Here is a 22,583-nt window from a genome sequence, read left to right on the forward strand (position 1 = left end):
TTTCCCGAACATGGCTAGGACACCCATAGCAATCAGAAAAAGGGTTACGATCTTGATAATCACGTTACAAACCGAAACGCGCGTAGGCCGCGCGCTCCTCAAGGCCGGCAATCGCATCCTGGGCCAGTGACGCCCCGAACCGAGACCACAGCGGTTTGCGAAGGCCGTATCGACGGAACTTTACCTTGTCGCCGAAACGCTCCTGCATCTTTGGCTTAAGATGGGCGATACCGTCGATCAGCCCCAATTCCCGCGCGCGCCGGGCTAACCAGACCTCGCCGGTGAACAGGTCCTCGTTCTCATCCAACTTTGCGCCCCGGCGGTTTTTTACATGGGTGATGAAATTGTCGTGAATATCGGCCAGCAATCTTTCGAGCCGCGCGACATCCTCTTTCTTTTCCGGAGAGAACGGGTCCAGCATGGACTTTGACTGCCCGGCCGTGTGGACACGACGTTCAATTCCCTGACGTTTCAGCAACACATGCGCCCCGAACCCGGACGAGATCACCCCGATCGAGCCAAGAACCGAACTGTCGTCTGCATAGATTTCATCGGCTGCCGCTGCCAGCCAGTACCCGCCCGAGGCTGCAACATCCTCGACAAATGCAATGACCGGCACATTCAGTTCGTCAGACAGCCGCCGTATGCGGGCGCCAATCAACGAGCTTTGAACCGGTGACCCTCCGGGCGAGTTAATTTCAAGCGCCACCGCAGAGGGTTTTCCCTTGCGAAAGGCTTTCTCAAGTACCGGGGCAAGCGAAGTATCAGACATCGACGCACGTCCGGCTATTCCGATGGCACCGGACAATCGCACGACAGCGACGCTGGGTTGTTTTTTGAGAAACGGCAGGCTGAGTTTCATGGATGCCGATGTAGAGTGCAGCCAACCGGTAAACAAGGGACCGCTGGGGCCTAAAACGCGACGTGAACCAGATTCACACACATGACGGGCAAAAATGCAACGCCACGGATCGCCTAGCTGCGAATGCGCCAGCCTGTTTTGAAAATCCACCCGATGATGCCCAGACAGATGCCGGTGAACACCAAAATTGCCAAAAGGCTGAACCCAATGGGAACATCGGCAAGCCCATAGAAGGACCAGCGGAACCCGGAAATCAGATAAACCACCGGGTTGAACAGGGTGATTGTCTGCCACACTGGAGGCAGCATCGAAATCGAATAGAACGTACCACCCAGAAAGATAAGAGGCGTCACCACCAATTGTGGGACCAGTGACATCTGTTCAAAATTGCTGGCCCAGATGCCTATTATGAACCCCAGCAGCGAAAAGCTGAGACAGGTCAGAACCAGAAACCACACCATCGCAAAAGGGTGTTCGATCCTTAGATCCACAAAGAACGTGGCGGTAATCAGGATCACCACCCCCACGAACAGTGCCTTTGTCGCGGCGGCTCCGACGTAGCCGATCACAATCTCGATAAAGTTCACGGGGGCGGATAGCAGTTCGTATATCGTGCCTAGAAACTTGGGAAAATAAATCCCAAAGGACGCGTTCGAGATCGACAGCATCACTACCGACAGCATGATAAGCCCCGGTACGATGAACGCACCATAAGATACGCCCTCGATCTCTTGGATACGGCTGCCGATTGCGGTGCCAAAAACCACGAAATACAACGAAGTCGACAGGACCGGAGACAGAAAGCTCTGCGCCAGTGTTCGAAAGAACCGGGCCATTTCGAACCGGTAGATGGCGGCGACGGCGGACCAGTTCATGCGGGGGCTCCGGACACTAGATTAACAAAAATTTCCTCAAGGCTCGACTGACGGGTCTGTACATCGCGCAACACCAACCCCGCCTGGGCCACGTCATTCAGCAAGGTGGTGATGCCTGTCCGGTCGGCGTGGATATCATAAGTATAGATCAGCACATCACCGTTTCCGTTCAAAGTCAGGTTGTGCTCGGCCAGGGCTTTGGGAATGGATTGAATGGGTTCTGTCAGCATGACCTCGATCTGCTTCTTGCCCATCTGGGCCATAAGCGTGTTCTTGTCCTGAACCAGCAGCAATTCACCCTTGTCGATGACCCCCACGCGGTCAGCGATGGCCTCGGCTTCTTCAATGTAATGCGTCGTCAGAATGATGGTGACGCCTGCCTGTTTCAGCTCGGCCACGATCTCCCACATGTCTTTGCGCAGCTCAACATCAACACCGGCTGTGGGCTCGTCCAGAAACAACACCCGCGGTTCATGCGCCAGTGCCTTGGCGATCAGAACGCGGCGCTTCATGCCGCCTGACAATTCCTTGATCGCGTTCTTGCGCTTGTCCCACAAGGACAGCTTGCGCAGGATTTCCTCGATCCGAGAATTGTCAGCACCATACCCGAACAACCCGCGCGAAAACCGCACCGTATTCCAAACTTTCTCGAATGGCTCCAACGCAATCTCTTGCGGAACCAGCCCAATCATTCGACGGGCGGCCCGAAAATCGGTCTGGATATCATGCCCGCCTACCGTCACCGACCCGGAAGTCGGGGTCGTGATCCCGCAAACGGTTGAAATCAGGGTCGTCTTGCCCGCTCCGTTTGGCCCCAGCAGCGCAAGAATCTCACCTTCTTCAATATCCAATGAGACGCCCTTCAGCGCCTCGAAACCGTCGGCATAGGATTTGCGCAAGTCCCTGATGGACAGAATTGGTGTCATTCACTTTCCCCGTTCTGGCGGGGACATTACCCCGGCGAACCGACACAGAACAGGCCCATTCCGCACAGGGTCCTGCGCATTTTTGTACGCGCCAACAGCCTCAAGCGGGTCCGGCATTGCGCAATTCGGCTATTCGCTTCTGGATCAACTCAACGTGCAACCGAGCGTCGTATTGCCCCTGCCGATAAGCAGCCGGCAACCGCAGCGCAGCCAGACGCTCATCCAGTTCACTCAAATGCGCCTGCATCATGTCCAACTCGGCGTCGCTTGGGTCATTGGCCAATTCCAGCTCGATATCGCGGATTTCGGGGTAATGTTGCCAAACACGCCAGCGCATCGCGTAGGCATAGGCAAAGGGCAGCAGCCGCATCAACGGAACCACGATAAAAAAGAACGGCAACAACAGCAGCAAAACCCGGTTGATCTGCGCGGCAATCCAATAAGGCAGCCAGTTATGCCAGGTGGACGGGCCATCAAGGATCAATTGGCGCGCGGTATTGCTGACATTCAGGCCGGTGCCGTCAATGTTCGGGAAAACGCCCGGGTCCGAGATAATGCCCCTTGCCTGGTGCAACTCGATCGCTGCCATCGTCAGACGGTTGACCAAAGCCGGATGCAGATCGGGTCGCACGACCAACCGTGCCTCGATCGCGACCAACTCAACAGCGCGTGGCGGCAGCACAGGGTCCAAAGACATTCCCCCGGCCGGCACTGATACCACCGTCGCATAGGTCAGGCGTCTGGAAATTGCCTGTACATGGGCCAGGTCCAACACCCGCAGCCCCGGAGATTCATAGGCCGCCTTGAGATAGGGCGCTTCTATCGGGGCCACATAGACTGCGATATCCAGTTCACCCGCAAGCAGGGCAGCCGCAGCTTCGGCATAAGGTATTGAGAAATGTTCGTTTGCGTCCTCGGCCAGCCCCACGGCCCGTTCAAGATCACGAAACGCCGCCGCCGTTCCTGACCCTGGTGCGCCACTGTTGATCCGCAAACCGGACCAAAGGGCAGGATTGCGCGGGATGGCCGCGTCTTTGTTCACCAGAAAAACAACAGGCTCAAAGAATACGGCACCGACAGCTTCGGCTCTGTTTGGGTCAACCTTGATTCCACCTTGCAGAAAAGCGGCATCCACCTCGCCATTATTCAGCAGATCAGCATTCTCTACCGATCCGGCCGTCTCGAGTATTTCAAGCCGGATGCCATCCCGCGCCAATATGTCTGCATAGTCCTGCGCTACGGTTTCATAGGCCCCACCCGCGGGACCCGCAGCCAATACGATGGTTCCAGGGGGATGCAGGCGCGACAGAACACCGGCGAGAACCGCCAGCGCAAGAACGCTCCCGAAAAGGATCCACAACCGCATCCGAGCCTCTCTCCAATCCCCGCTGGAAACGCTAGTGGTCACGTAACCATCTTGCAAGCCATCAGAATCCGGCCTTGCAATTCCCGCAAAGCCTCGAAACCCTGCCTGAAAAGGAGGGCCACAATGCTGAACGGAATCCGGATCATCGAAGTCGAGGGCTTGGGCCCCGGCCCGTTCGCGGCCATGATGCTGGCCGACCTGGGCGCAGATGTCATAACCATCCATCGCAAGGGCCAGCCCACCACCCCCGGAATACCTGAGAGTTCCGTGCTGGATCGCGGCAAACGGTCCATAGACCTGAACCTCAAGGATGACGCCGATCTTGAGATCGCCTTGCGCCTGATTTCGTCAGCCGACGCACTGATCGAAGGCTTCCGCCCCGGCGTGATGGAAAAACTCGGCCTCGGACCCGAAACCTGCCACTCCCTCAACCCCAAACTGGTCTATGGCCGCATGACGGGCTGGGGGCAGGACAGCCCCCTTTCGGACAGGGCGGGCCACGACCTGAACTATATCGCGATGTCCGGCGCGCTCTGGTACGCCTCGGCAGCAGGGCAACCCCCACAGACACCGGCAACATTGGTGGGCGATATCGGGGGCGGCGCGATGTACCTTATCGCAGGCATAATGGCTGGCCTGATCAATGCACAGCGCACAGGTCAGGGTACCGTCGTCGATGCCGCCATCTATGACGGCTCGGCGCATATGATGAACCTGCTCATGAGCATGCGTCAAACCGGCAACCTGTCGGAAACACGCGGCCATAGCCTGCTGGACGGCCCCCACTGGAGCCGCACCTATAGTTGCGCCGACGGAGGGTTCATTACGGTGCAATGCCTCGAGCCAAAATTCTACGCTGAGTTCCTCAATAAATTGGGCCTGTCACAGGATCCTGACTTCACTAAACAATACGACCCAAAACTGTGGCCACTGCTCACCGCGCGCCTATCCGAAATCTTCTCTCGACACCCCCGCGATCATTGGGCGATGCTTTTCTACGACACCGACGCCTGCGTCGCCCCCGCGCTTAGCCCCGAACAGGCACATTCCCATCCCATGAACAACGCGCGCCAGACATGGCAGAACATCGACGGAACCCTCCAGGCCGCCGCCGCGCCGCGCTTTTCAAACCACGCATGGCAACCTAAGCCCAGCCCATTGCGCGGCGAACACCGTTCGGAAATTCTGGACGAACTCAACCCAAAGCGCTGATCCGCCCCTTCACCTGGCTATAAATATCCCGGGGGATGAATTGGCCGCAGGCCAAGAAGGGGGCTGGCCCCCTTCAACCAGCTTACCGCGATCGCACAGTGTCAATCATCAATTGCACGTTCTCGGGGTCGGCATCCGGCGTGATCCCATGCCCAAGGTTGAAAATATGCGGTCCCTTTGAAAACGCCTCAACGATCTTGCGCGTTTCATCCACCAAAGCCTGCCCACCCGTCACCATATGGGACGAGGCCAGATTGCCTTGAACACAGCCATCCACCTGCACGTGGGCCGCCGCCCAATCCGACGCGACCGAGTTATCCAGCGCCACACAATCCACTCCGGTCGCCTTCGCAAACCCGACATAGCCGTCACCGGCCTCACGCGGGAAACCGATCACCGGAATGCCGGGATGGCGCGCCTTGATGGCCTGAGTGATGACCCGGCACGGCTCAACGGCGTATTTCTGGAACGCGTCCCCCTTCAACGACCCGGCCCAGCTGTCAAAGATCTTGACCACCTCGGCCCCTGCCTCGATCTGGGCCGAGAGGTATTCGATCGTCGCCAGCGTGATCCGCTCCAGCAACGCCTCGAACAATGCCACATTCCCTTCGCGCAGCGCATGGGCCGGGCCCTGATCCGGCGTGCCGCGCCCGGCGATCATATAGGTCGCCACCGTCCAGGGCGCGCCTGCAAACCCGATCAACGTTGTCTCGGACGGCAATTCCCGCGACAGGATACGCACGGTCTCATAGACTGGAGACAAAGTCTCGTGAATCGCATCCATGGGCTTCAAAGCGTCAAACTCGGCCTGCTGGGTGATAGTCGACAGGCGCGGTCCCTCGCCGGTCACGAACCACAAATCCGCGCCCAGCGCCTGCGGTACCAGCAGGATATCGGCAAACAAGATCGCCGCATCGAACCCATAGCGGCGAATTGGTTGCAACGTTACCTCGGCCGCCAGTTCGGGGTTATAACACAGCGACAGGAAATCCCCTGCCTGCGCCCGTGTCGCGCGGTATTCAGGCAGGTAGCGCCCGGCCTGACGCATCATCCAGATCGGCGGCACATCCTGCACCTCACCCGCCAGCGCCCGCAGCAGTTTCTTTGTTTCGGCCATGTCTGCCCCCAATCATCAGGTTTGCGCCACGGGTCGGCCCTCAGTGGCAATTTGTCAAGCTCTGCCCCCATTGTCAGGGCAATGTGACGCGACTAAAGCTGTGCGCATGACACTGACCCTGCCCTCCCCCGACTCGCCGCTCAAGATCGGTACCCGAGGATCACCTCTGGCGCTGGCACAAGCCTATGAGACACGGCAGCGACTGGGCGCGGCTTTCGACTTGCCGGATGAAGCGTTCGAGGTCGTGGTCATCAAGACCACTGGTGACAACCGCGCAATGATCGACGCGGACCGCCCGTTGAAAGAGATCGGCAACAAGGGCCTCTTCACCAAGGAAATCGAAGAGGCGATGCTGCGCGGCGATATCGACATCGCTGTCCATTCCACCAAGGATATGCCCGTCGAACAGCCCGCCGGGCTGGTGCTGGAGACGTTCCTGCCGCGCGAGGATGTGCGCGATGCGTTCATTTCCCCACAATTCGCCTCAATCCACGACCTGCCGCTGGGTGCCACCGTCGGCACCTCATCCCTGCGCCGAAGGGCGCAGTTGCTGAACCGCCGCCCCGACCTGAACGTGGTTGAATTTCGCGGCAACGTTCAGACCCGCCTCAAGAAACTGGCCGATGGCGTGGCGGATTGCACCTTTCTGGCCATGGCCGGTATCCGCCGCCTGAAAATGGACGGCGTCCCTGCCACCGCCATTGCGCCCGAGGACATGCTGCCTGCCATTGCGCAGGGCACTATCGGTATCGAACGCCGCAGCGACGATTCCCGCGCAGCTTGTATGCTCGAAGCCATCCACCACGCCGAAACCGGCCAGCGCCTGGCTGCAGAGCGCACGCTGCTGGCTGCGCTGGACGGTTCGTGCGAGACGCCGATCGCTGGCCTTGCCGAAATACAGGACGGCCACCTGCGCCTGCGAGGTGAGGTTCTGCGCCCGGACGGGTCCGAGGCCATCTCGGAAGACATCACCGGTGCGGTTGCCGATGGGCCCGAGATGGGCCACGCCATGGCGAAAACGCTGCTGCAGAAGGCGGGTTCAGGCTTCTTCGACTGGAGAAGTTGAGAAAAAGTTGCGCAATGTGAACTACTTCACTGCTCGCATTTCCAAACGCTGACAAGATACAGATACACCGATTGAGACGTCGGGCTGCTCTCGAAAAAGTCGAAAGTTTGCAAGTCTGTCCGTATTTTTAAGTGGTATTCGAGGGGGCGAGGTGCAGCCCCGGACATCCAATCAGTCAGGGCCGCTGTCATCAACTGGCAGCGGCCCGTTTCTTTGCCCAGACTAAATCCGTTTAGGCATTGGCAATTATCTGGACCGCTTTTTCAACCGCGTGCTTAGTCTGTTGCAGGTCCGCTTCCGTCACAGCCAAGGAAGGATAAAGCTTGCCCGGCGACTTGAATATCCCGCTCGCCCTTAAGCTGTTGTTGTAAATCACGTTACGATGCGGATCATCATGCTTGGCGCTGCGGTACTCACGGCAATCGTTTTCCGTGAAAAAGATATCGAACAACGTCTCGTCGCCGCAAATCCGAAACGGAATCCCGGCTTTGACCAAGGCAGTACCCTGCATCTGTTGCAACGCTGCACCCGTTGCGCGCAGTTGGTCATAGACGCCGTCGCGCCGAAGAACCTCCATAGTTTTCAGGCCCGCGACCGAGGCCACCGGGTTTCCCGACAAGGTCCCAAGCTGCATCAGCCACCCGTCCTCGCCAACCTGATCCTTGTCGAAATGTTTCATGATCTCGGCGCTTGCACCCAGCGCAGCCAATGGGAACCCTCCGCCGATGATCTTGCCCAGCGTGCAGATATCGGGTGTCACACCGTATTTCTCCTGCGCGCCGCCATAGGCCAGACGGAACCCTGTGACGATCTCGTCAAAGATCAGCAGGACGTTGTGCTTGTCGCACAAGTCGCGCAGCCCTTGCAGGTATCCGGGCAAGGGCGGGATGATCCGCTGCAAAGGTTCGACCATGATCGCAGCGATATCGTCATGCTCATTCAGCAGGGCCGCGACGGCCTCAAGGTCGTTGAACGGCGCAATCAGCATCTGCTCGGCCACCCCCGCAGGTATCCCGGCGCTGTCAGGAACCGCTTGCGGAAAGTTGACCCGACGGCTGGGGGCAAGGCTCATCTGCGCCTCGGCGCTCATGCCATGATAGCCGCCTTCAAATTTCAGAATCTTGTCACGCCCGGTATAGGCGCGGGCCAGACGGATGGCGTACATGTCGGCCTCGCCACCCGAGGCCACAAAACGCACCTGTTCGCAGCACGGCACCGCATCGACAATAGCCTCAGCCAGTTCGATACCCTTGGCGTTATTGGCAAAGAAGGTCATGCCCTTGGGCAGTTGCTCCAGCACTGCCTCCATCACTTCGGGGTGGCCGTGGCCCAGCAGCATCGGGCCGGACCCGATCAGATAGTCGATGTATTCATTGCCGTCCTCATCCCAGACGTGGCTGCCCTCGCCACGTGCGATAATGATGCCGGGGTCGAAATTGCCAAAACCCCCAGCGGGCAAGACCTCATTCGCACGGGCGATCCATTCGGATTGGGTGTTGATCTTGCGCATCTCAGGCAATCTCCAATATCGGGGCGCCAAGGATATCCGGGTCGGGCGTCACGCCCAAACCGTGTCCTTCAGGCGGAGCAATGCGGCCGTCTTTGCGGCTGGGCGCATCGGGGCAAAGGCGTGGCGCCACGTAAGAGGACAGATCACAGGTGTTCATCAGCGATCCCTGCGGGGTCGAGGCCGCGAAATGCAGCGCGGCCGCGGTGACGATATCGGACCCCCATGTGCACTCGGCGCAGATTTCGGCCCCCAGATATACGGTCAGGTCCCGTGCACGGCGCATGGCCGACAGACCTCCGAACTTAGATAGTTTTAACGCCACCGCATCCATGCAGCCAAGTTCATGCGCCCGCAGCAGCGAGGCCAGATCATGTGCGTTCTCGTCGATCTTCATCGGCAGGCCAGTGGCTTGCCGGACGGCAGCACAATCTTTCAGCGTTTTGCAGGGCTGTTCCAGCATCACATCCAGATGCGCCACCGCGCGGCCCGTGCGTGTGGCCTGAAGACGCGATGCGCCGCAGTTCCAGTCGCCATAGACGATAGGGCCCTGCCCCACGGCCTCGCGCACTTTGAACAGGCGTTCAGCGTCGGCCTGCCAATCGGCTTCGACCCCAAGTTTGACCTGAAACTGGCGAATGCCTGTCTGATAGGCGACTTGCGCGATGCGGGCCATCTCATCCGGAGCAACGCAGGTGATCGAGTGATAAAGCGGCATGTCCTTGCGCGTGCGCCCGCCCAACAGCGCATAGACCGGTTGGCCCGTGGCTTGGCCGAACAAATCCCACAGCGCCAGATCGACGGCGGACTTGGCGTAGCGATGACCTGGCAAAAACCCATCAAGCTTGCGCATGGGCGCGTCCGCCCCGAAAGGTGACATCCCGAGGATTTCCGGGGCCATTTCAGTAATCGCGGCGGGAACACCATCGGCATAGGCCGGAAGGTAGTGGGGGATCGGGCAAACCTCACCCCACCCTTGCAGGCCAGTATCTGTGATTAGGCACAGGACATGGGTTTTGACCGTGGCGCAGGTTTTGCCTTCGGCCATGCGGTACGTTTCATGGCTGCTGAGGTCGACAGACCAGAGGATGAGTTTGGTAATCTTCATGCGGCGTCCATCTGGGGCAGATCGTCCAAGCCTTCGCCGCGCCACAACACATAGGTCAGGATCGGGCTGTCGGTGGTGATCATGGCATGGCTCTGCCAACTGGCATGCAAGCGGGTTTGATTGGGGGTTAGGTCGGCCTCATTTCCTTGAACGCGAAACCGCGCGCGGCCAGCGGCGATCAGGTACAGTTCTTCGGCCTTGTGGCTGTGCCAATCATAGTTCAGCCCGTCACCCCAATAGGCCACATAGCCGCGCAGTTGCGCCGAGTAGAAATGGCCCGTTGGACCGAACAGCTCGTAATATCCATAGCGATTCAGGAAATCGGCTCCGACTTCGTCTTCAGTATAGGTCTGTTTCCAGTTGGCCAGATGTGCGGTTGCGCGAATTGCCTCGGTCAGGGCTAGGGTAGGCCCGGCGTCGGGCCGGATTGCCTGCACCAGGGGAACCGCCGGAATCGCGTTTGGCTGCACATCAGCGGCAAACAAGTCATCGGGCCAATCTCCGAACGCAGCCAGATCGGGATGCGTGTAATGCAATCGCCGCGCGGCTTCGAGGACATCATCCATGGTCATGGGATCACCACAATGTTTCCAGTGTGTTGTTTCGCGATGAACGCGGCCTGCGCCTCGCGCAGTTCTTCCAGCGGATAAGTCGCGGCAAGGGCCGGTTTGATCTGACCCGCCTCGATATATTTGACGAGGTTTTGCATCACCTGCGGGTCGATGACGGTCGAGCCGGTGAAGGTCAGGTCGCGCAAATAGAAGGTGCGCAGGTCAAAATCCACCATTGGCCCTGCGATGGCACCGGAACAGGTATAGCGCCCGCCACGTTCAAGGATGTCGATCAGGTTGGGCCAATAGGGGCCACCGACCACATCGGCGACCACTGTGATTTTTTCGTCCCCCAGCGCCGCACGCAAGTTATCGGGCGCGCGCGGCAGGATTTTGTCCGGGCCAAGTGCGGCGACGTCGGCGTGTTTCGCCTCGGACGCCAGTGCAATGACCCGCGCGCCGCGACGTTTGGCCAGTTGCACCAATGCGCCTCCGACCCCGCCCGAGGCTCCGGGCACCAGAACGGTGTCATTCTGGCTGACATTGGCGCGGGTCAGCATCCCCTCGGCGGTCGAGTAGGAACAGGAAAACGTCGCCAATTCCGCATCCGACAGGTCGGAGGTAATCGGCACAGCATTCACGGCCAGAGTGGTGGCGTATTCCGCAAACCCTCCGTCCCGTTCCGAGCCGTAGTAGCCGGTTTTGTCCTTGTTTCCGGGATCATCCGGGTCGCGCAACCAGCCATCTGTGATTACACGCTGACCGATGCGGGCCGGGTCGACGCCTTCGCCTACGGCGACGATATGGCCACAGATATCAGCTCCTTGGATGCGTGGGAAGGTGATCGGGTTGCCTCCCCAGGTGGGGTCTTCTTCGCCTACCTCTTCAAACGCGCCTCCGGTGGTCGCGTCAGTGACGGTCTTGGAATACCAGCCCGACCGCGTATTGACGTCCGTGTTGTTCAGACCGCAGGCGGCGACCTTGATCAGCACTTCATTGGCAGCCGGTTCGGGGCGGGGCCAGTTGGGGTGCAACACCATTTGTTCTAATCCGCCATGACCCATCGTGACCATGGCTTTCATTGTATCGGGCAGGGTCATTGCGCGGCCTCCAGTACGGTGTCAGTGCGTGGCAAAAAGCTTTGGGGATCGTAAGCCGGTTCATCCAGCACGCAGGCCACGCGGGGTCGGCCGTGGATCACGACCTGCAAGGCTGTGCCGGGTGTGGCGGCCTCGGGTTTGACGTAAGCGAAGGCGAGGATCTTGCCGACGGTATGCCCATAGGCCACCGATGCGATCGAGCCGACGACGCGGCCATCCAGCATCACCGCCTCACCGCCATGTCCGTCGATCTCACCATCCGGTTCAATCTCCAGATAAGCGCAAACCCACGGCAGGTCGCTGTTCAGGGTCTTGTCTTTGCCCAGATACTCCTTGTCGGTGCGCGCAAAGCGCAGCACATCGGCCTCGGCCAGAGTGACCTCATTGGTCAGCTCGCCTGCGCCTTTGAAGCCCTTCTCCATCCGCATCACATTCATGGCAAAGCTACCATAGTCGGCGATGCCGTGCGGTTCTCCGGCGGCCCAAAGCGCCGAGTAAACGTCCAAACAGGCGGCGTTTGGCATGTGCAACTCCCAGCCCAGTTCCCCGGCATAGGACATGCGGAAAGCCCAGACCTTGTGACCCGCGATGTCGATTTCCTGCGCCGAGAGCCAACGGAACCCGGCATTGGTCAGATCGGCATCGGTGCACCGCGCCAGCACATCCCGCGATCGGGGGCCGTTCAGTGACAAGGCAGACCAGTCAGCGGACAAAGCGTTGATCTGCACATCCTCATCCACACGCTGTTGCGTCATATGGTCCAGCAGGCGTTGTTCGAAGAAGGCCGCGCAGACCAGATAAAAGCGATCCTCGGCCATTCGGACGATGGTTGTCTCCAACTCGATCCGGCCACGGCGGTTCAGCATATGGGTCAGCGTGATCGAGCCGACCTTTTGCGGCATCCGGTTGGCGGTCAGCCGATCCAGCAACGCATAGGCGTCCGGTCCTGAAACCTCGATCTTGGTAAAGGCGGTCACATCCATGATGCCGACGCGTTCGCGCACCGCTTTGACCTCGGCTGCGACCATGTCATCGGCGGGGGTTCGGCGGAAGGAATAGTGGTCACGCTGTTCCACCCCATCCCGCGCGAACCAGCGGGGGCGTTCAAACCCATAGACCTCCTCATGGACCGCGCCCTTGGAGTTCAGCAGATCATACAAAGGCGACGGTTTGATCGGGCGCCCCTGGAGCCGGTTGAAATGCGGAAAAGGGATTTCGTGGCGCAGGCAATAATCTTCCTCGGCCTTGATCACCTGCCAGTCCTTCGTGGCATAGCTGCCGAACCGGCGCGGATCGAACTCGCGCATAGAGATATCGGCGGCCCCATGCACCATCCAGCGCGCCAACTCACGCGTCAGGCCCGGCCCCCAGCCAATGCCGATCTGGGTGCCGCAGCAGCACCAGTAATTCCGCACGCCCGGTGCAGGCCCGATCAAAGGATTGCCATCGGGTGGGTGCGAAATCGCCCCATGCACATCGCGCTGAATGCCCAACTCGGCAAAGATCGGCATCCTGTTCAGGCTTTCCTCAAGCCACGGCATCACCCGGTCGTAATCCGCGTCGAACAGCCAGTTTTCATATTCCCATGGGCAATGATCGTGCCAAACCGAGTTCGGGTTTTCTTTTTCATAAATCCCGATCAGGCCCCGATTTTGCTCCATGCGGATATAGCCCGAGACTTTGCGGTCATCGCGGATAACCGGCAATTCCTTGTCCAGATTCTGGAACTCGGGCACCGGCTCGGTCACGAAGTAATGGTGTGTCATCGAGGTCATCGGCAGTTGCAGCCCGGACCATTCGCCCATCTGACGCGCATAGGTGCCGCCCGCGTTCACCACATGCTCGCAAGTGATGGTGCCCATTTCGGTTTCAACCACCCATTCGCCATTCTCGGCCTGCGTGATGTTGGTGGCGCGACAGTTGCGGAAGATGCGGACGCTCCTTTGGCGCGCGCCCGTGGCCATCGCCATGGTCACATTGGTTGGGTCCACATGGCCGTCATCGGGCGTGTTCAGCGCGCCCAGAACACCGTCCAAGTTATAAAACGGGTGCAGCTCGGCCACCTTCTCAGGGCCAACCAGTTCAATATTGAACCCCAGCGAGCGACCCACCGACAGCGTGTGGCGCAGCCAGTCCATCTCATCCTCGGTATAGGCCAGACGGAACGAGCCGCAGCCATGCCATGTCACCGGCTGGCCGGTCTCGGCTTCCAGAGCACCGGAGTACAAACCGATATTGTAATCCACGCATTTCCCCAAACCAAAGCTTGAGGTCGAATGCGTGATCTGGCCCGCCGCGTGCCATGTGCTGCCGCTGGTCAGTTCGGCCTTTTCCAGCAGGACGGTATCCTCGCCCCAGCCTTCATGCGCCAGATGATAGGCCAGACCGACCCCCATGACGCCGCCTCCAACGATGACCACGCGGGTGTGGGTGGGCAATTTCTTCTCGGACATGACATTTCCTCTTCCCGAGTCGCTTTTCTGCTCGACAGGCTAATTCCACATTTGTACCATCGTCAATCATGAATGACACAAATGTATCATCCACCGTATTGGATCGTCTCAGTGAAGAATGGGACGCCCTGACGCCCGAGGCACAGAAGGCCGCGCGCTATGTGCTGGAAAACCCCACGGATGTCGGGGTTTCGACGGTGCGCGAGATCGCCGAAGCCGCCAAGGTCAAGCCCAACACCTTTGTCCGCATGGCGCGGCAAGTGGGCTTCGAAGGTTATGAGGATTTCCGCGCGCCCTTCCGCGATGCGATTCGGCGCGGTGGTATATCCTTTCCCGATCGCGCCCGCTGGTTGCAGGATATCGGCAAATCGGGTGAACTGGGCGGGCTTTATGCCGATATGGTCGGTGCTGCGATCCGCAATATCGAGGACACCTTTGCCGGGATCGACGCCGCCCGCCTGAAGGCGGCCGCCGAGGATATCTGGAACTGTCGCCAGATCTTTACCCTGGGCGTCGGCGTGAACAACTCGAACGCGCGCAACTTCACCTATCTGGCGTCGACGGGGATGAAGCAGTTCCATGCCATACCGCGGCCCGGATCGACCCCCGTGGACGATCTGGCCTGGGCGGATGAGCAGGACGTGCTGATCGCCATCACCTGCCACCCATACCGGACCGAGGTGATCGACGCGATCAAACTGGCCCGGCAACAGGGTCTGACCGTCATCGGCATCTCGGACAGCCCCGCCAGCCCAGTGATCCTGAACGCGCAGCACGGCTTTGTCGTGACGGCTGACACGCCGCAATTCTTCCCTTCTTCCGTCTCGACCATCGCTTTGCTGGAAACGCTGCTGTCCTTTGTGGTGGCTGTGTCCAGCGATGAAATCGTCGACAGGGTCGAGAAGTTTCACCAACGCAGGCACCACCTTGGTCTTTACGCAGAGGAGCCCGAATGAACGCCCCCCTGACCCATTCACTGGACGCGCGATACTATACCGACCCTGCGATCTTCGTGCAGGAAATGCAGGGGCTTTTGGCGCGAACCTGGCAATTCGCGGGCCACGTGGCGCAGGTGCGCGAACCCGGCGATTACTTCGCCTTCGAGATTGCGGGCCAGAACCTGTTCTGCATTCGCGGTCGTGACGGTGAAATCCGCACGTTTTACAACGTCTGCCAGCACCGGGCGCATGAGATGGTCAGCGGCGCGGGCAATACCCGCGTTGTCGTCTGCCCCTATCATTCCTGGACCTATGAGCTGTCAGGCCAGTTGCGCGCCGGACCAAACATCAAATCAGTTCCCGGTTTCGACCGCAGCGCCATTTGCCTGACTTCGGTGCGGACCGAGGTGTTCAACGGTTTCATCTTCGTCAACCTCGACGATGACGCCGCGCCCATGGACGACTGGTACCCCGGCGTGCGCGAGGAAATCCGTGCCTTTGTTCCACAGATCGACGATCTGGAACCGCTGGAATGGGTGGAAATCCAAGAAAACTGCAACTGGAAAGTCAGCATCGAGAACTATTCGGAATGCTACCACTGCCCGACCAACCACCCAACCTTTGCCGAAGGCGTCGTCAAGCCCGAGACATATGACATCCAGCCCGATGCGGGCGGCGGCTATGTCCTGCGTCATACGACCGAGTGTCAGAGCCTCGACAAGATGACCTACCCGATCGACATGTCTGTACCGCACGCGGGCGATTATCAATCGTGGTTTCTTTGGCCGATGTTCTCGTTCCAATGCTATCCGGGCAACGTGCTTAACACCTATCATTGGCGCGCACATGACGCCGATCACTGCACCGTCTGGCGCGGCTGGTACACCGAGGGCGGGTCCGAAAGCGCGGTGATCCGGCAACTTGCCGTCCAAGACCGCGAAACCACTGTCGAAGAGGATATCCGTCTGGTCGAATCCGTTCATCGCGGTCTGAAGTCCCGCGGCTACCGCCCCGGACCATTGGTCTTGGACCCCGGTTGTGGTGTGATGTCAGAACACTCAATTGCTCGGTTGCAGCAATGGATGCGCGAAGCCGTGGACTGAAGACCTGCACAACAGATCGAGACCCGAAAAAACAGAGGATAATATGGCAGATATTTTCGACGAAGACCTGTTCCTGAAAGGGTTGGAACAACGCAAAAGCACTCTGGGCGCGGAATATGTCGAGAAGAACCTGGCCGCAGCCGATGACTTCACCCGCCCGTTTCAAGAGGCCATGACCGCATGGTGCTGGGGCTTTGGCTGGGGCGATGACGTGATCGACGCCAAGACGCGCTCGATGATGAACCTGTCGATGATCGGTGCGTTAGGCAAGATGCACGAATGGGAGATCCACTGCAAAGGCGCGGTTAACAACGGTGTAACCCCCGAAGAAATTCGCGCCATTATTCACGTGATCGGCATATACTGCGGCGTCCCACAGGCGTTGGAGTGCTTCCGCGTCGCGCGTAAGGTTCTGGGATACGCATAACCGACGTGATGCGCGGCAGGTCCGAGGCCATTCGCGGGATCAGGCGGTCTCGGCGCCTAAACTGCCAGTAATGCCTGCCTCGCAAAAACTCAGCAGATTCTCGATCATATCCTGAGCCTTGGGCCCACCCTCGGAACCGGACAGGGCCGAAATACGCCAGTCGGACGTACACAGGGCCAGCATCGCAGACACCGCATAGACCAGTGACGCGGACACGCGGTTTGGATCGGCATCGGGGAACCTGGCGCACAAGGCCTGAACCGCGAAAGACGCGGCGGGATCGAAATGCACCTTTGCCAGCGCCCGCCAGCGCGTATCCGCAGAGACCATCGCCACAATACGCGCGTAGGCCAGCCATTGCGGATCACCACCGAACGCGCGCGTGATCAGCGGTTGCATATAGGCCGCGACAAAGTCCCTGACCTGCCAATCCTGGCCCTCCAGCGCCTTGATCGCGGTCAGGCGTTCTTCGGAAAGAACGGAGGCACGGCGCGCGACGATCCGTTCAAACAGCTCTTCTTTCGGGCCACCGTGAAAATTCACGTTCGCCTTCTGAACCTGTGCCCGCTCTGCGATGTCCCGAATCGATGCGCCTTCGAATCCCCGTTCGGAAAAAACCTGCTCGGCAGCGTCCAAGATTCGCTCTCGCGCAGCTACGGATCGCTGCGACGGCGCCCTTTTTCTTTCTTTTACAGCGTGTTGCGACATCTCAAAAATCAGTTTGCCTTATTTAGAACGATCGTTCAAGGTAAATGACGTCGCAGGAGGAGAGACGCATGGAGCAGGTGCAGTTTGGAGCGGGCCAGCCGGTAAAGGTGAAGGCCCGCCCGGAAGATAGTTTTGCGCTTATCGGGGCCGGGCCTATGGGTCTTGCGATGGCAAAAACGCTCATCGAGCAGGGCGTGCCGTTTCAAGGATTTGAACTGGCAGATGATGTGGGTGGTCTGTGGAACATTGATGCACCTCGGTCCACGATGTACGAGACCGCCCACCTCATTTCTTCGAAACGCATGACCGAATTCGCAGATTTCCCGATGCTTGAGGAAACCGCCGAATATCCCTCACACCGCGAACTAAAGACCTACTTTCAGGACTTCGCCACCGCGTTCGATTTGTATCAGCACTTCCACTTCGGTGCCGAGGTTCTAAGCACCAAGCCGCTGGACAAAGGTGGGTGGGAGGTCCGCTGGCGCGACAAATCCGGCACCGAGCAAACACAGAAGTTCGCGGGCGTTCTGATCGCCAACGGAACCCTGTCAGAACCCAACCTGCCTGAGTTTGAAGGCACGTTCACCGGTGAATTCATCCATGCGTCGCAGTACCGCTATCCAACGCAGTTTGCGGGCAAAAGGGTTCTTGTCATCGGCGCGGGAAACTCGGGCTGTGATATTGCAGTTGATGCGATCCACCATGGGGTTTCGTGCGACATTTCCATGCGTCGCGGGTACTACTTTGTTCCGAAATACGTCTTCGGCAAACCAGCTGACACGATGGGCGGGAAAATTCGCCTTCCGATGTGGCTGAAGCGCAAGGTGGATGGTGCAATTCTAAAATGGTTTGTGGGGAACCCTCAGAAATACGGGTTTCCAAAACCGGATTACGAACTGTACGAGTCCCACCCCATCGTGAATTCGCTTATCCTGTTTCACGCCGGGCATGGCGACCTGAAAGTCCGCCCTGACATTGCACGGTTTGACAGCAAGACCGTCCACTTCCGGGATGGCAGTTCGGCCGAGTACGACATGATTCTTGCGGCGACCGGGTACAAGCTGCACTACCCGTTCATCGACAATTCGCTTCTGAACTGGACAGGCGACGCACCGCATCTTTACCTGAACTGTATGCATCCTGAACGGGATGACGTGTTTGTTCTGGGCATGGTCGAAGCATCCGGGCTGGGCTGGCAGGGCCGGCACGAGCAGGCCGAAATGATCGCTCGGTATATTTCCGGGTTGCGGTCCGGAAACACGGCAGCAGAAGCGATCCGCGCAACCAAGGCCGAAGGGTTCGAGCGGGCAACGGGCGGCATGAACTATATCGACCTGCCCCGCATGGCCTATTACGTCGACAAGGCAACCTATCGGCGCGAAGTGACGGGCCAGATCGCGGCTCTTAGGGCGGCAGAAAAATGAACGGGATCGACCAGGTCACACTGAACTTCGACGCGAGCAACCTGAAGCTGTTGAACGCCATCCTCGCCGTCGTCATGTTTTCAATCGCGCTGGACCTAAGGTTTGATGATTTTCGGCGGGTGGCTCGGGGGCCCAAGCCCCTGATCGTCGGACTGATTTCGCAGTTCGTCGTTTTACCCGCCCTGACATTCCTGATGATCGTCGCGTTAAAGCCCATGCCCTCTGTCGCGATGGGGCTTATTCTTGTTGCGGCATGTCCTGGTGGGAACATCTCGAATTTCATGACCCATCGTGCAAAGGGCAATGTCGCGCTGTCCGTGTCGATGACAGCTTTCGCAACCGTCGCAGCGATCATCATCACGCCCGCAAATATCGCGTTCTGGGGCAATCTCTATGGCCCGACCCGTGAAATCCTGCAGCGCACTGAAATCGACCCGGTCGCGGTGGCAATCACCGTAGGGTTCATGCTGATCCTGCCGCTGATCCTGGGAATGTTTGTGAACGCGCGCTTTACACTGTTTGCCGATCGCATTCGCCGACCGATGCAGTGGCTGTCGATGGCCATCTTCGTTGCGTTCATTGTCGTCGCATTGGCGGCGAACTGGGACAACTTCCTTCAGGTTGCCGGGGCCATCATCGGGCTGGTCATCCTGCACAACGCCCTGGCCTTTCTGGGCGGCTACTTCACCGCCACCGCGGGCGGCCTGTCCAAGCGCGATCGTCGCTCGGTCACGATCGAAACTGGAATCCAGAACTCGGGGCTGGGGCTGATCCTGATCTTCGCCTTCTTCGGTGGCTTGGGCGGCATGGCCGTTGCCGCAGCCCTATGGGGTATCTGGCACGCAATATCGGGCATCGCCCTTGCCGCGTTCTTCGCAAGACGAGAGATTCCGCAATGACCCGGATTCTGATCACAGGTGCAGCCGGAGCCGTTGGCACGGCGCTGCTGCACCGACTTGGCCACCGATCTGATCTTGAGATCATCGCGACCGACATTCGGGAACCTTCGAACCTGCCCGCAAATGCGCGGTTCAGAAAAATGAACGTGACCGGAAATGACCCTCAATCCGTTATCCTCGAAGAGCGTCCTCATACGATTGTACATCTTGCCTCTATCGTAACACCCGGTCCGAATTCGACCCGCGAACTGGAATACAGGGTTGATGTCGAAGGCACGCGCAATGTTCTGGACGCCGCAATCGGTGCAGGCACCCGACGATTGGTGGTAACATCGTCTGGGGCGGCCTATGGATATTACGAAGACAACCCCGTTCCGCTAAAGGAAACGGACGCGATCCGAGGCAACGAAGAGTTTGCCTATTCCTGGCACAAACGTCTGGTCGAACAGATGCTGGCCGAGGCCAGAAACTCTGCGCCGGATCTGCAACAGGTCATCCTGCGCGTTGGCACGGTACTTGGTGCAAATATCGAAAACCAAATCACCGCCCTGTTCCGCAAGCCCCGCCTTTTGGGCCTGAAAGGATCGGACAGCCCATTTGTCTTTATCTGGGACAAGGATCTGGCGGAAATCCTGGTGCGGGCCGCGACTGACAGTCCCGCCGGCATCTTCAACGTATCCGGCAACGGATCGCTGACCATTTCACAGATCGCGTCGGCGATGGGAAAGTCGGTACGATGGTTACGGCCTGGGCTGCTCAAAGCTGCGCTAACACTTGCGCGCCCTCTGGGTCTGTCACGCTATGGCCCTGAACAGGTGCGTTTTCTGCTGTACCGCCCTGTGCTGGACAATTCCGCGCTTAGGACAAGTTTCGGATATGAGCCCGAGCTTTCCAGCGCAGAGGCATTTCAACGCTGGTGGGAGGCCGCACAATGACACAAACCGCAGTGATAACCGGCGGCGCGGGTGGACTAGGCCGAGCCCTGTCTGCGGCGCTGCGTGCCCAAGGGTGGCACACCGTACTGATCGACCTTCCGGGCCCCGAGCTGGACTCTTATGCCCGCTTGGACGGCGTAACCACATTCGCCTGCGACCTGACCCAACCAGACCAGATCAAAGAGACCTGCACCCAGGTCATTGAATCCTGCGCGTCGATTGATCTGGTGATTTACAACGCGGGCGTTTCGCAGATCTCTGCCTTCGCCGAATGCGATATGGCCTCACACCGAAATCTCTTCGAGATCAATTATTTCGCGGCAGTCGACTGTGCCAGGCAGTTTCTGCACCCTTTGCGACAGTCCAAGGGAACCCACTTGGCCATATCCTCGGTTGCCGGGTTTGCGCCGCTTTTTCATCGTACTGCCTATGCCGCCAGCAAACACGCGCTTGAAGGGTTCTTCAAATCGCTTGGCGCAGAAGAAATCAAGCATGGTGTAAGTGTCAGCATCGCCGCACCTTCGTTTGTAGCCACCAACATCGGACGCCCCGATGCGGCACAAAGCGGGTTTGTCAGGCCGGGTTCAGCCTCGGACGGCGTTGACTATATGGAGCCTGAGGACGCAGCCCGCGTCATCCTTCGCGGCTATGCCCGAGGCAAGCGGTTTATCCCCGTGGGCCGCGTGGCGCGGCTGGCCAATATCGTGAACCGCATTGCGCCGGGTTTTTACTTTTCACAAATGTTGCGCACGATCGCCAAGGACCATCCGACCTGATCCGGTGCGCCGCGGGTCAGGTATCTATTTTTCCATCACCGGACATCAATATCGCGATAGGTTTTGTGGCGGGGATGTTGGACATCACGATCATAATGCAGACGGTTATCGGGACGCTCATCAAAGCCCCTGCGACACCCCAGATTGCCGTCCAAAACGTAAGCGCAAGAATAACCATGAAGGGTGACAAATTCAGGCTTCGCCCCAAAAGCATGGGCTCCAGGATATTGCCAACAGAAAACTGGACCGCGCCGCACCCGCCCAACACGATCAATAGCGGGATGACTTCTTCAAATTGAACCAGCGCCACCACTGTCGGCAACGCCACGCCAATAATCGAACCCACTGTTGGAATGAAGTTCAGTATGAAGGCAAGAACGGCCCATGTTTCCGCGAAATCCAACCCCACCGAAGCCATCACCAGATAGCTCCCAAAACCTGTAAGAGCGCTGGCGAAGGTCTTGATGCCTACATACCGCTGAACGCTGTCGGATGTTCGATCCAGAATACGCCTTACCTTCTCGGCGGTTTCTTCATCTTTGACCGCCAGCTTGATCTTTGCACGCATCGGGGTGCGCTCGATCAGCATGAAGGGGACATAGAGTAAAACCAGAAAGAACGCGCTGAGGAAGGCACCGGCTGACCCGATCACACCCTGCGCGAACCCCGACAGGTTGATCTGCTTCAACGCCTTGAGCGCGGCCGCATAGTTGTCTTGCCCCACCAACGAAACCACGCGCGCCAGAATACCTGTCAGTTTTTCTTCATATCGCGGAAAAGCTTGCGAGACTTCGCCCGCCTGACTGGACAGGATCGACAGCACAACGCCAACCCCCATTATCACGAGCGCAATGGCCGCAAGTTGCGCAATCCATTTGGGAATTGTCCGCCCCCCAAGCCTGACCCTGCCGATTTGATCCGACGTGGCCGTCAGCAGAACGAACAAAAGAACTGCAAAAGACAGCGGCACCAGAACCGAGGACGCAAGCACCAGCGACGCAACGAAGAAAAACAAAAACGCGACCAGATGATACCAGAAAGCCAGTCCCCGAAAGTATGACGAGGGCGTGCCGGGTTGCTTGGTCTTATTCATACACAGGCTCCGTCCACAGGTTGCCAGAACTTTAAGACATTACTTTCGGACGTATTTGGCCTTTTCACGAGACATCTGACAAGGGCCACTCAGCAGCCGGTAAGTTCGGCTGTTTGGCCCCTGCGGTGAACTGCACT

The 22,583-nt window shown here is 58.8% G+C and carries 21 protein-coding genes; 9 read left to right on the plus strand and 12 right to left on the minus strand.

The features are described 5' to 3' along the window. Positions 1-64: 64 nt before the first annotated feature. The 4 genes from GOV88_RS06860 to GOV88_RS06875 form a co-directional block, all read right to left on the minus strand. Positions 65-862 carry a S49 family peptidase gene (locus tag GOV88_RS06860; RefSeq protein WP_171239944.1) on the minus strand — a complete coding sequence of 266 codons (798 nt, stop codon included), beginning with the start codon at positions 860-862 and terminating at the stop codon, positions 65-67. A 113-nt stretch (positions 863-975) separates the two neighbouring features. Beyond that, entirely contained in the window at positions 976-1,737 is a 762-nt protein-coding gene (locus GOV88_RS06865) for an ABC transporter permease (protein WP_171124289.1), read from the minus strand. After that, the gene (locus tag GOV88_RS06870) at positions 1,734-2,663 is read right to left on the minus strand and encodes an ABC transporter ATP-binding protein (RefSeq protein WP_171211708.1); all 930 of its coding nucleotides are present in this window, start codon (positions 2,661-2,663) and stop codon (positions 1,734-1,736) included. Before GOV88_RS06870 ends, GOV88_RS06865 begins: the two co-directional genes overlap by 4 nt. Before the next feature lie 100 nt (positions 2,664-2,763). Continuing rightward, positions 2,764-4,029, minus strand: a complete 1,266-nt coding sequence (locus GOV88_RS06875; RefSeq protein WP_171124285.1) for a TAXI family TRAP transporter solute-binding subunit — start codon at positions 4,027-4,029, stop codon at positions 2,764-2,766. Positions 4,030-4,152: 123 nt separating this feature from the next. Between GOV88_RS06875 and GOV88_RS06880 the strand changes: the two genes are divergently transcribed. Next, complete coding sequence (locus GOV88_RS06880; RefSeq protein ID WP_171239945.1) at positions 4,153-5,241, plus strand: CaiB/BaiF CoA-transferase family protein; 1,089 nt, start codon at positions 4,153-4,155, stop codon at positions 5,239-5,241. Positions 5,242-5,323: 82 nt separating this feature from the next. Here GOV88_RS06880 and hemE read toward each other — a convergent pair whose 3' ends face one another. Further along, positions 5,324-6,358: a uroporphyrinogen decarboxylase gene (gene hemE, locus GOV88_RS06885; RefSeq protein WP_171239946.1), complete on the minus strand. Its 1,035-nt coding sequence runs from the start codon at positions 6,356-6,358 to the stop codon at positions 5,324-5,326. Positions 6,359-6,464: 106 nt separating this feature from the next. Between hemE and hemC the strand changes: the two genes are divergently transcribed. Further along, entirely contained in the window at positions 6,465-7,424 is a 960-nt protein-coding gene (hemC, locus tag GOV88_RS06890; protein WP_171239947.1) for a hydroxymethylbilane synthase, read from the plus strand. Between the two features lie 232 nt (positions 7,425-7,656). Here the strand turns inward: hemC and GOV88_RS06895 are convergent, their stop codons facing one another. The 5 genes from GOV88_RS06895 to GOV88_RS06915 are packed head-to-tail and all read right to left on the minus strand — an operon-like array spanning position 7,657 to position 14,143. Next, positions 7,657-8,934, minus strand: coding sequence for an aspartate aminotransferase family protein (locus GOV88_RS06895; RefSeq protein WP_171239948.1), 1,278 nt, complete (start codon positions 8,932-8,934; stop codon positions 7,657-7,659). 1 nt (position 8,935) lies between these two features. Beyond that, entirely contained in the window at positions 8,936-10,039 is a 1,104-nt protein-coding gene (locus tag GOV88_RS06900; RefSeq protein ID WP_171239949.1) for a mandelate racemase/muconate lactonizing enzyme family protein, read from the minus strand. Then, positions 10,036-10,611 (minus strand): dimethylsulfonioproprionate lyase family protein, encoded by a 576-nt coding sequence (locus tag GOV88_RS06905; protein ID WP_171239950.1) that lies wholly within the window; start codon positions 10,609-10,611, stop codon positions 10,036-10,038. The genes GOV88_RS06900 and GOV88_RS06905 overlap by 4 nt, the downstream gene beginning before the upstream one ends. Continuing rightward, positions 10,608-11,690 carry an alcohol dehydrogenase family protein gene (locus GOV88_RS06910; RefSeq protein WP_254449180.1) on the minus strand — a complete coding sequence of 361 codons (1,083 nt, stop codon included), beginning with the start codon at positions 11,688-11,690 and terminating at the stop codon, positions 10,608-10,610. The genes GOV88_RS06905 and GOV88_RS06910 overlap by 4 nt, the downstream gene beginning before the upstream one ends. Continuing rightward, positions 11,687-14,143: an FAD-dependent oxidoreductase gene (locus GOV88_RS06915; protein ID WP_171239951.1), complete on the minus strand. Its 2,457-nt coding sequence runs from the start codon at positions 14,141-14,143 to the stop codon at positions 11,687-11,689. The genes GOV88_RS06910 and GOV88_RS06915 overlap by 4 nt, the downstream gene beginning before the upstream one ends. A 68-nt stretch (positions 14,144-14,211) precedes the next feature. Between GOV88_RS06915 and GOV88_RS06920 the strand changes: the two genes are divergently transcribed. From GOV88_RS06920 to GOV88_RS06930, 3 genes are read left to right on the plus strand one after another with little or no spacing between them, the layout of a single operon-like run. Further along, entirely contained in the window at positions 14,212-15,099 is an 888-nt protein-coding gene (locus GOV88_RS06920) for a MurR/RpiR family transcriptional regulator (protein WP_171239952.1), read from the plus strand. Next, positions 15,096-16,184: an aromatic ring-hydroxylating dioxygenase subunit alpha gene (locus GOV88_RS06925; RefSeq protein WP_171124267.1), complete on the plus strand. Its 1,089-nt coding sequence runs from the start codon at positions 15,096-15,098 to the stop codon at positions 16,182-16,184. Before GOV88_RS06920 ends, GOV88_RS06925 begins: the two co-directional genes overlap by 4 nt. Before the next feature lie 43 nt (positions 16,185-16,227). Continuing rightward, positions 16,228-16,611: a carboxymuconolactone decarboxylase family protein gene (locus GOV88_RS06930; protein WP_171239953.1), complete on the plus strand. Its 384-nt coding sequence runs from the start codon at positions 16,228-16,230 to the stop codon at positions 16,609-16,611. Between the two features lie 39 nt (positions 16,612-16,650). On the opposite strand, the gene GOV88_RS06935 is transcribed toward GOV88_RS06930, so the two are convergent. After that, positions 16,651-17,247, minus strand: a complete 597-nt coding sequence (locus GOV88_RS06935) for a TetR/AcrR family transcriptional regulator (RefSeq protein ID WP_254449181.1) — start codon at positions 17,245-17,247, stop codon at positions 16,651-16,653. A gap of 140 nt (positions 17,248-17,387) precedes the next feature. Between GOV88_RS06935 and GOV88_RS06940 the strand changes: the two genes are divergently transcribed. The 4 genes from GOV88_RS06940 to GOV88_RS06955 are packed head-to-tail and all read left to right on the plus strand — an operon-like array spanning position 17,388 to position 21,353. After that, on the plus strand, positions 17,388-18,743 hold the full coding sequence (locus GOV88_RS06940) for an NAD(P)/FAD-dependent oxidoreductase (RefSeq protein WP_171239955.1): 1,356 nt from the start codon (positions 17,388-17,390) through the stop codon (positions 18,741-18,743). After that, positions 18,740-19,642, plus strand: coding sequence for a bile acid:sodium symporter family protein (locus tag GOV88_RS06945; protein ID WP_171239956.1), 903 nt, complete (start codon positions 18,740-18,742; stop codon positions 19,640-19,642). The genes GOV88_RS06940 and GOV88_RS06945 overlap by 4 nt, the downstream gene beginning before the upstream one ends. Continuing rightward, entirely contained in the window at positions 19,639-20,577 is a 939-nt protein-coding gene (locus GOV88_RS06950) for an SDR family oxidoreductase (protein ID WP_171239957.1), read from the plus strand. The genes GOV88_RS06945 and GOV88_RS06950 overlap by 4 nt, the downstream gene beginning before the upstream one ends. Then, positions 20,574-21,353 carry an SDR family oxidoreductase gene (locus GOV88_RS06955; protein ID WP_171211697.1) on the plus strand — a complete coding sequence of 260 codons (780 nt, stop codon included), beginning with the start codon at positions 20,574-20,576 and terminating at the stop codon, positions 21,351-21,353. The genes GOV88_RS06950 and GOV88_RS06955 overlap by 4 nt, the downstream gene beginning before the upstream one ends. Before the next feature lie 16 nt (positions 21,354-21,369). Here GOV88_RS06955 and GOV88_RS06960 read toward each other — a convergent pair whose 3' ends face one another. Further along, positions 21,370-22,446: an AI-2E family transporter gene (locus tag GOV88_RS06960; protein WP_171122801.1), complete on the minus strand. Its 1,077-nt coding sequence runs from the start codon at positions 22,444-22,446 to the stop codon at positions 21,370-21,372. Positions 22,447-22,583: the final 137 nt, after the last annotated feature.

This window comes from Ruegeria sp. HKCCA5491 (assembly GCF_013034565.1).
GTDB lineage: Bacteria > Pseudomonadota > Alphaproteobacteria > Rhodobacterales > Rhodobacteraceae > Ruegeria.

Bases quoted from the DNA above. Each gene is read 5' to 3' on its own strand.
- GOV88_RS06950 (WP_171239957.1), top strand. From the start codon at position 19,639: ATGACCCGGATTCTGATCACAGGTGCAGCCGGAGCCGTTGGCACGGCG.
- GOV88_RS06880 (WP_171239945.1), top strand. From the start codon at position 4,153: ATGCTGAACGGAATCCGGATCATCGAAGTCGAGGGCTTGGGCCCCGGC.
- GOV88_RS06955 (WP_171211697.1), top strand. From the start codon at position 20,574: ATGACACAAACCGCAGTGATAACCGGCGGCGCGGGTGGACTAGGCCGA.
- GOV88_RS06875 (WP_171124285.1), bottom strand. From the start codon at position 4,029: ATGCGGTTGTGGATCCTTTTCGGGAGCGTTCTTGCGCTGGCGGTTCTC.
- GOV88_RS06930 (WP_171239953.1), top strand. From the start codon at position 16,228: ATGGCAGATATTTTCGACGAAGACCTGTTCCTGAAAGGGTTGGAACAA.
- GOV88_RS06865 (WP_171124289.1), bottom strand. From the start codon at position 1,737: ATGAACTGGTCCGCCGTCGCCGCCATCTACCGGTTCGAAATGGCCCGG.
- GOV88_RS06915 (WP_171239951.1), bottom strand. From the start codon at position 14,143: ATGTCCGAGAAGAAATTGCCCACCCACACCCGCGTGGTCATCGTTGGA.
- GOV88_RS06900 (WP_171239949.1), bottom strand. From the start codon at position 10,039: ATGAAGATTACCAAACTCATCCTCTGGTCTGTCGACCTCAGCAGCCAT.
- GOV88_RS06895 (WP_171239948.1), bottom strand. From the start codon at position 8,934: ATGCGCAAGATCAACACCCAATCCGAATGGATCGCCCGTGCGAATGAG.
- GOV88_RS06910 (WP_254449180.1), bottom strand. From the start codon at position 11,690: ATGACCCTGCCCGATACAATGAAAGCCATGGTCACGATGGGTCATGGC.
- GOV88_RS06960 (WP_171122801.1), bottom strand. From the start codon at position 22,446: ATGAATAAGACCAAGCAACCCGGCACGCCCTCGTCATACTTTCGGGGA.
- GOV88_RS06920 (WP_171239952.1), top strand. From the start codon at position 14,212: ATGAATGACACAAATGTATCATCCACCGTATTGGATCGTCTCAGTGAA.
- GOV88_RS06905 (WP_171239950.1), bottom strand. From the start codon at position 10,611: ATGACCATGGATGATGTCCTCGAAGCCGCGCGGCGATTGCATTACACG.
- GOV88_RS06945 (WP_171239956.1), top strand. From the start codon at position 18,740: ATGAACGGGATCGACCAGGTCACACTGAACTTCGACGCGAGCAACCTG.
- hemE (WP_171239946.1), bottom strand. From the start codon at position 6,358: ATGGCCGAAACAAAGAAACTGCTGCGGGCGCTGGCGGGTGAGGTGCAG.
- GOV88_RS06860 (WP_171239944.1), bottom strand. From the start codon at position 862: ATGAAACTCAGCCTGCCGTTTCTCAAAAAACAACCCAGCGTCGCTGTC.
- GOV88_RS06870 (WP_171211708.1), bottom strand. From the start codon at position 2,663: ATGACACCAATTCTGTCCATCAGGGACTTGCGCAAATCCTATGCCGAC.
- GOV88_RS06925 (WP_171124267.1), top strand. From the start codon at position 15,096: ATGAACGCCCCCCTGACCCATTCACTGGACGCGCGATACTATACCGAC.
- GOV88_RS06940 (WP_171239955.1), top strand. From the start codon at position 17,388: ATGGAGCAGGTGCAGTTTGGAGCGGGCCAGCCGGTAAAGGTGAAGGCC.
- hemC (WP_171239947.1), top strand. From the start codon at position 6,465: ATGACACTGACCCTGCCCTCCCCCGACTCGCCGCTCAAGATCGGTACC.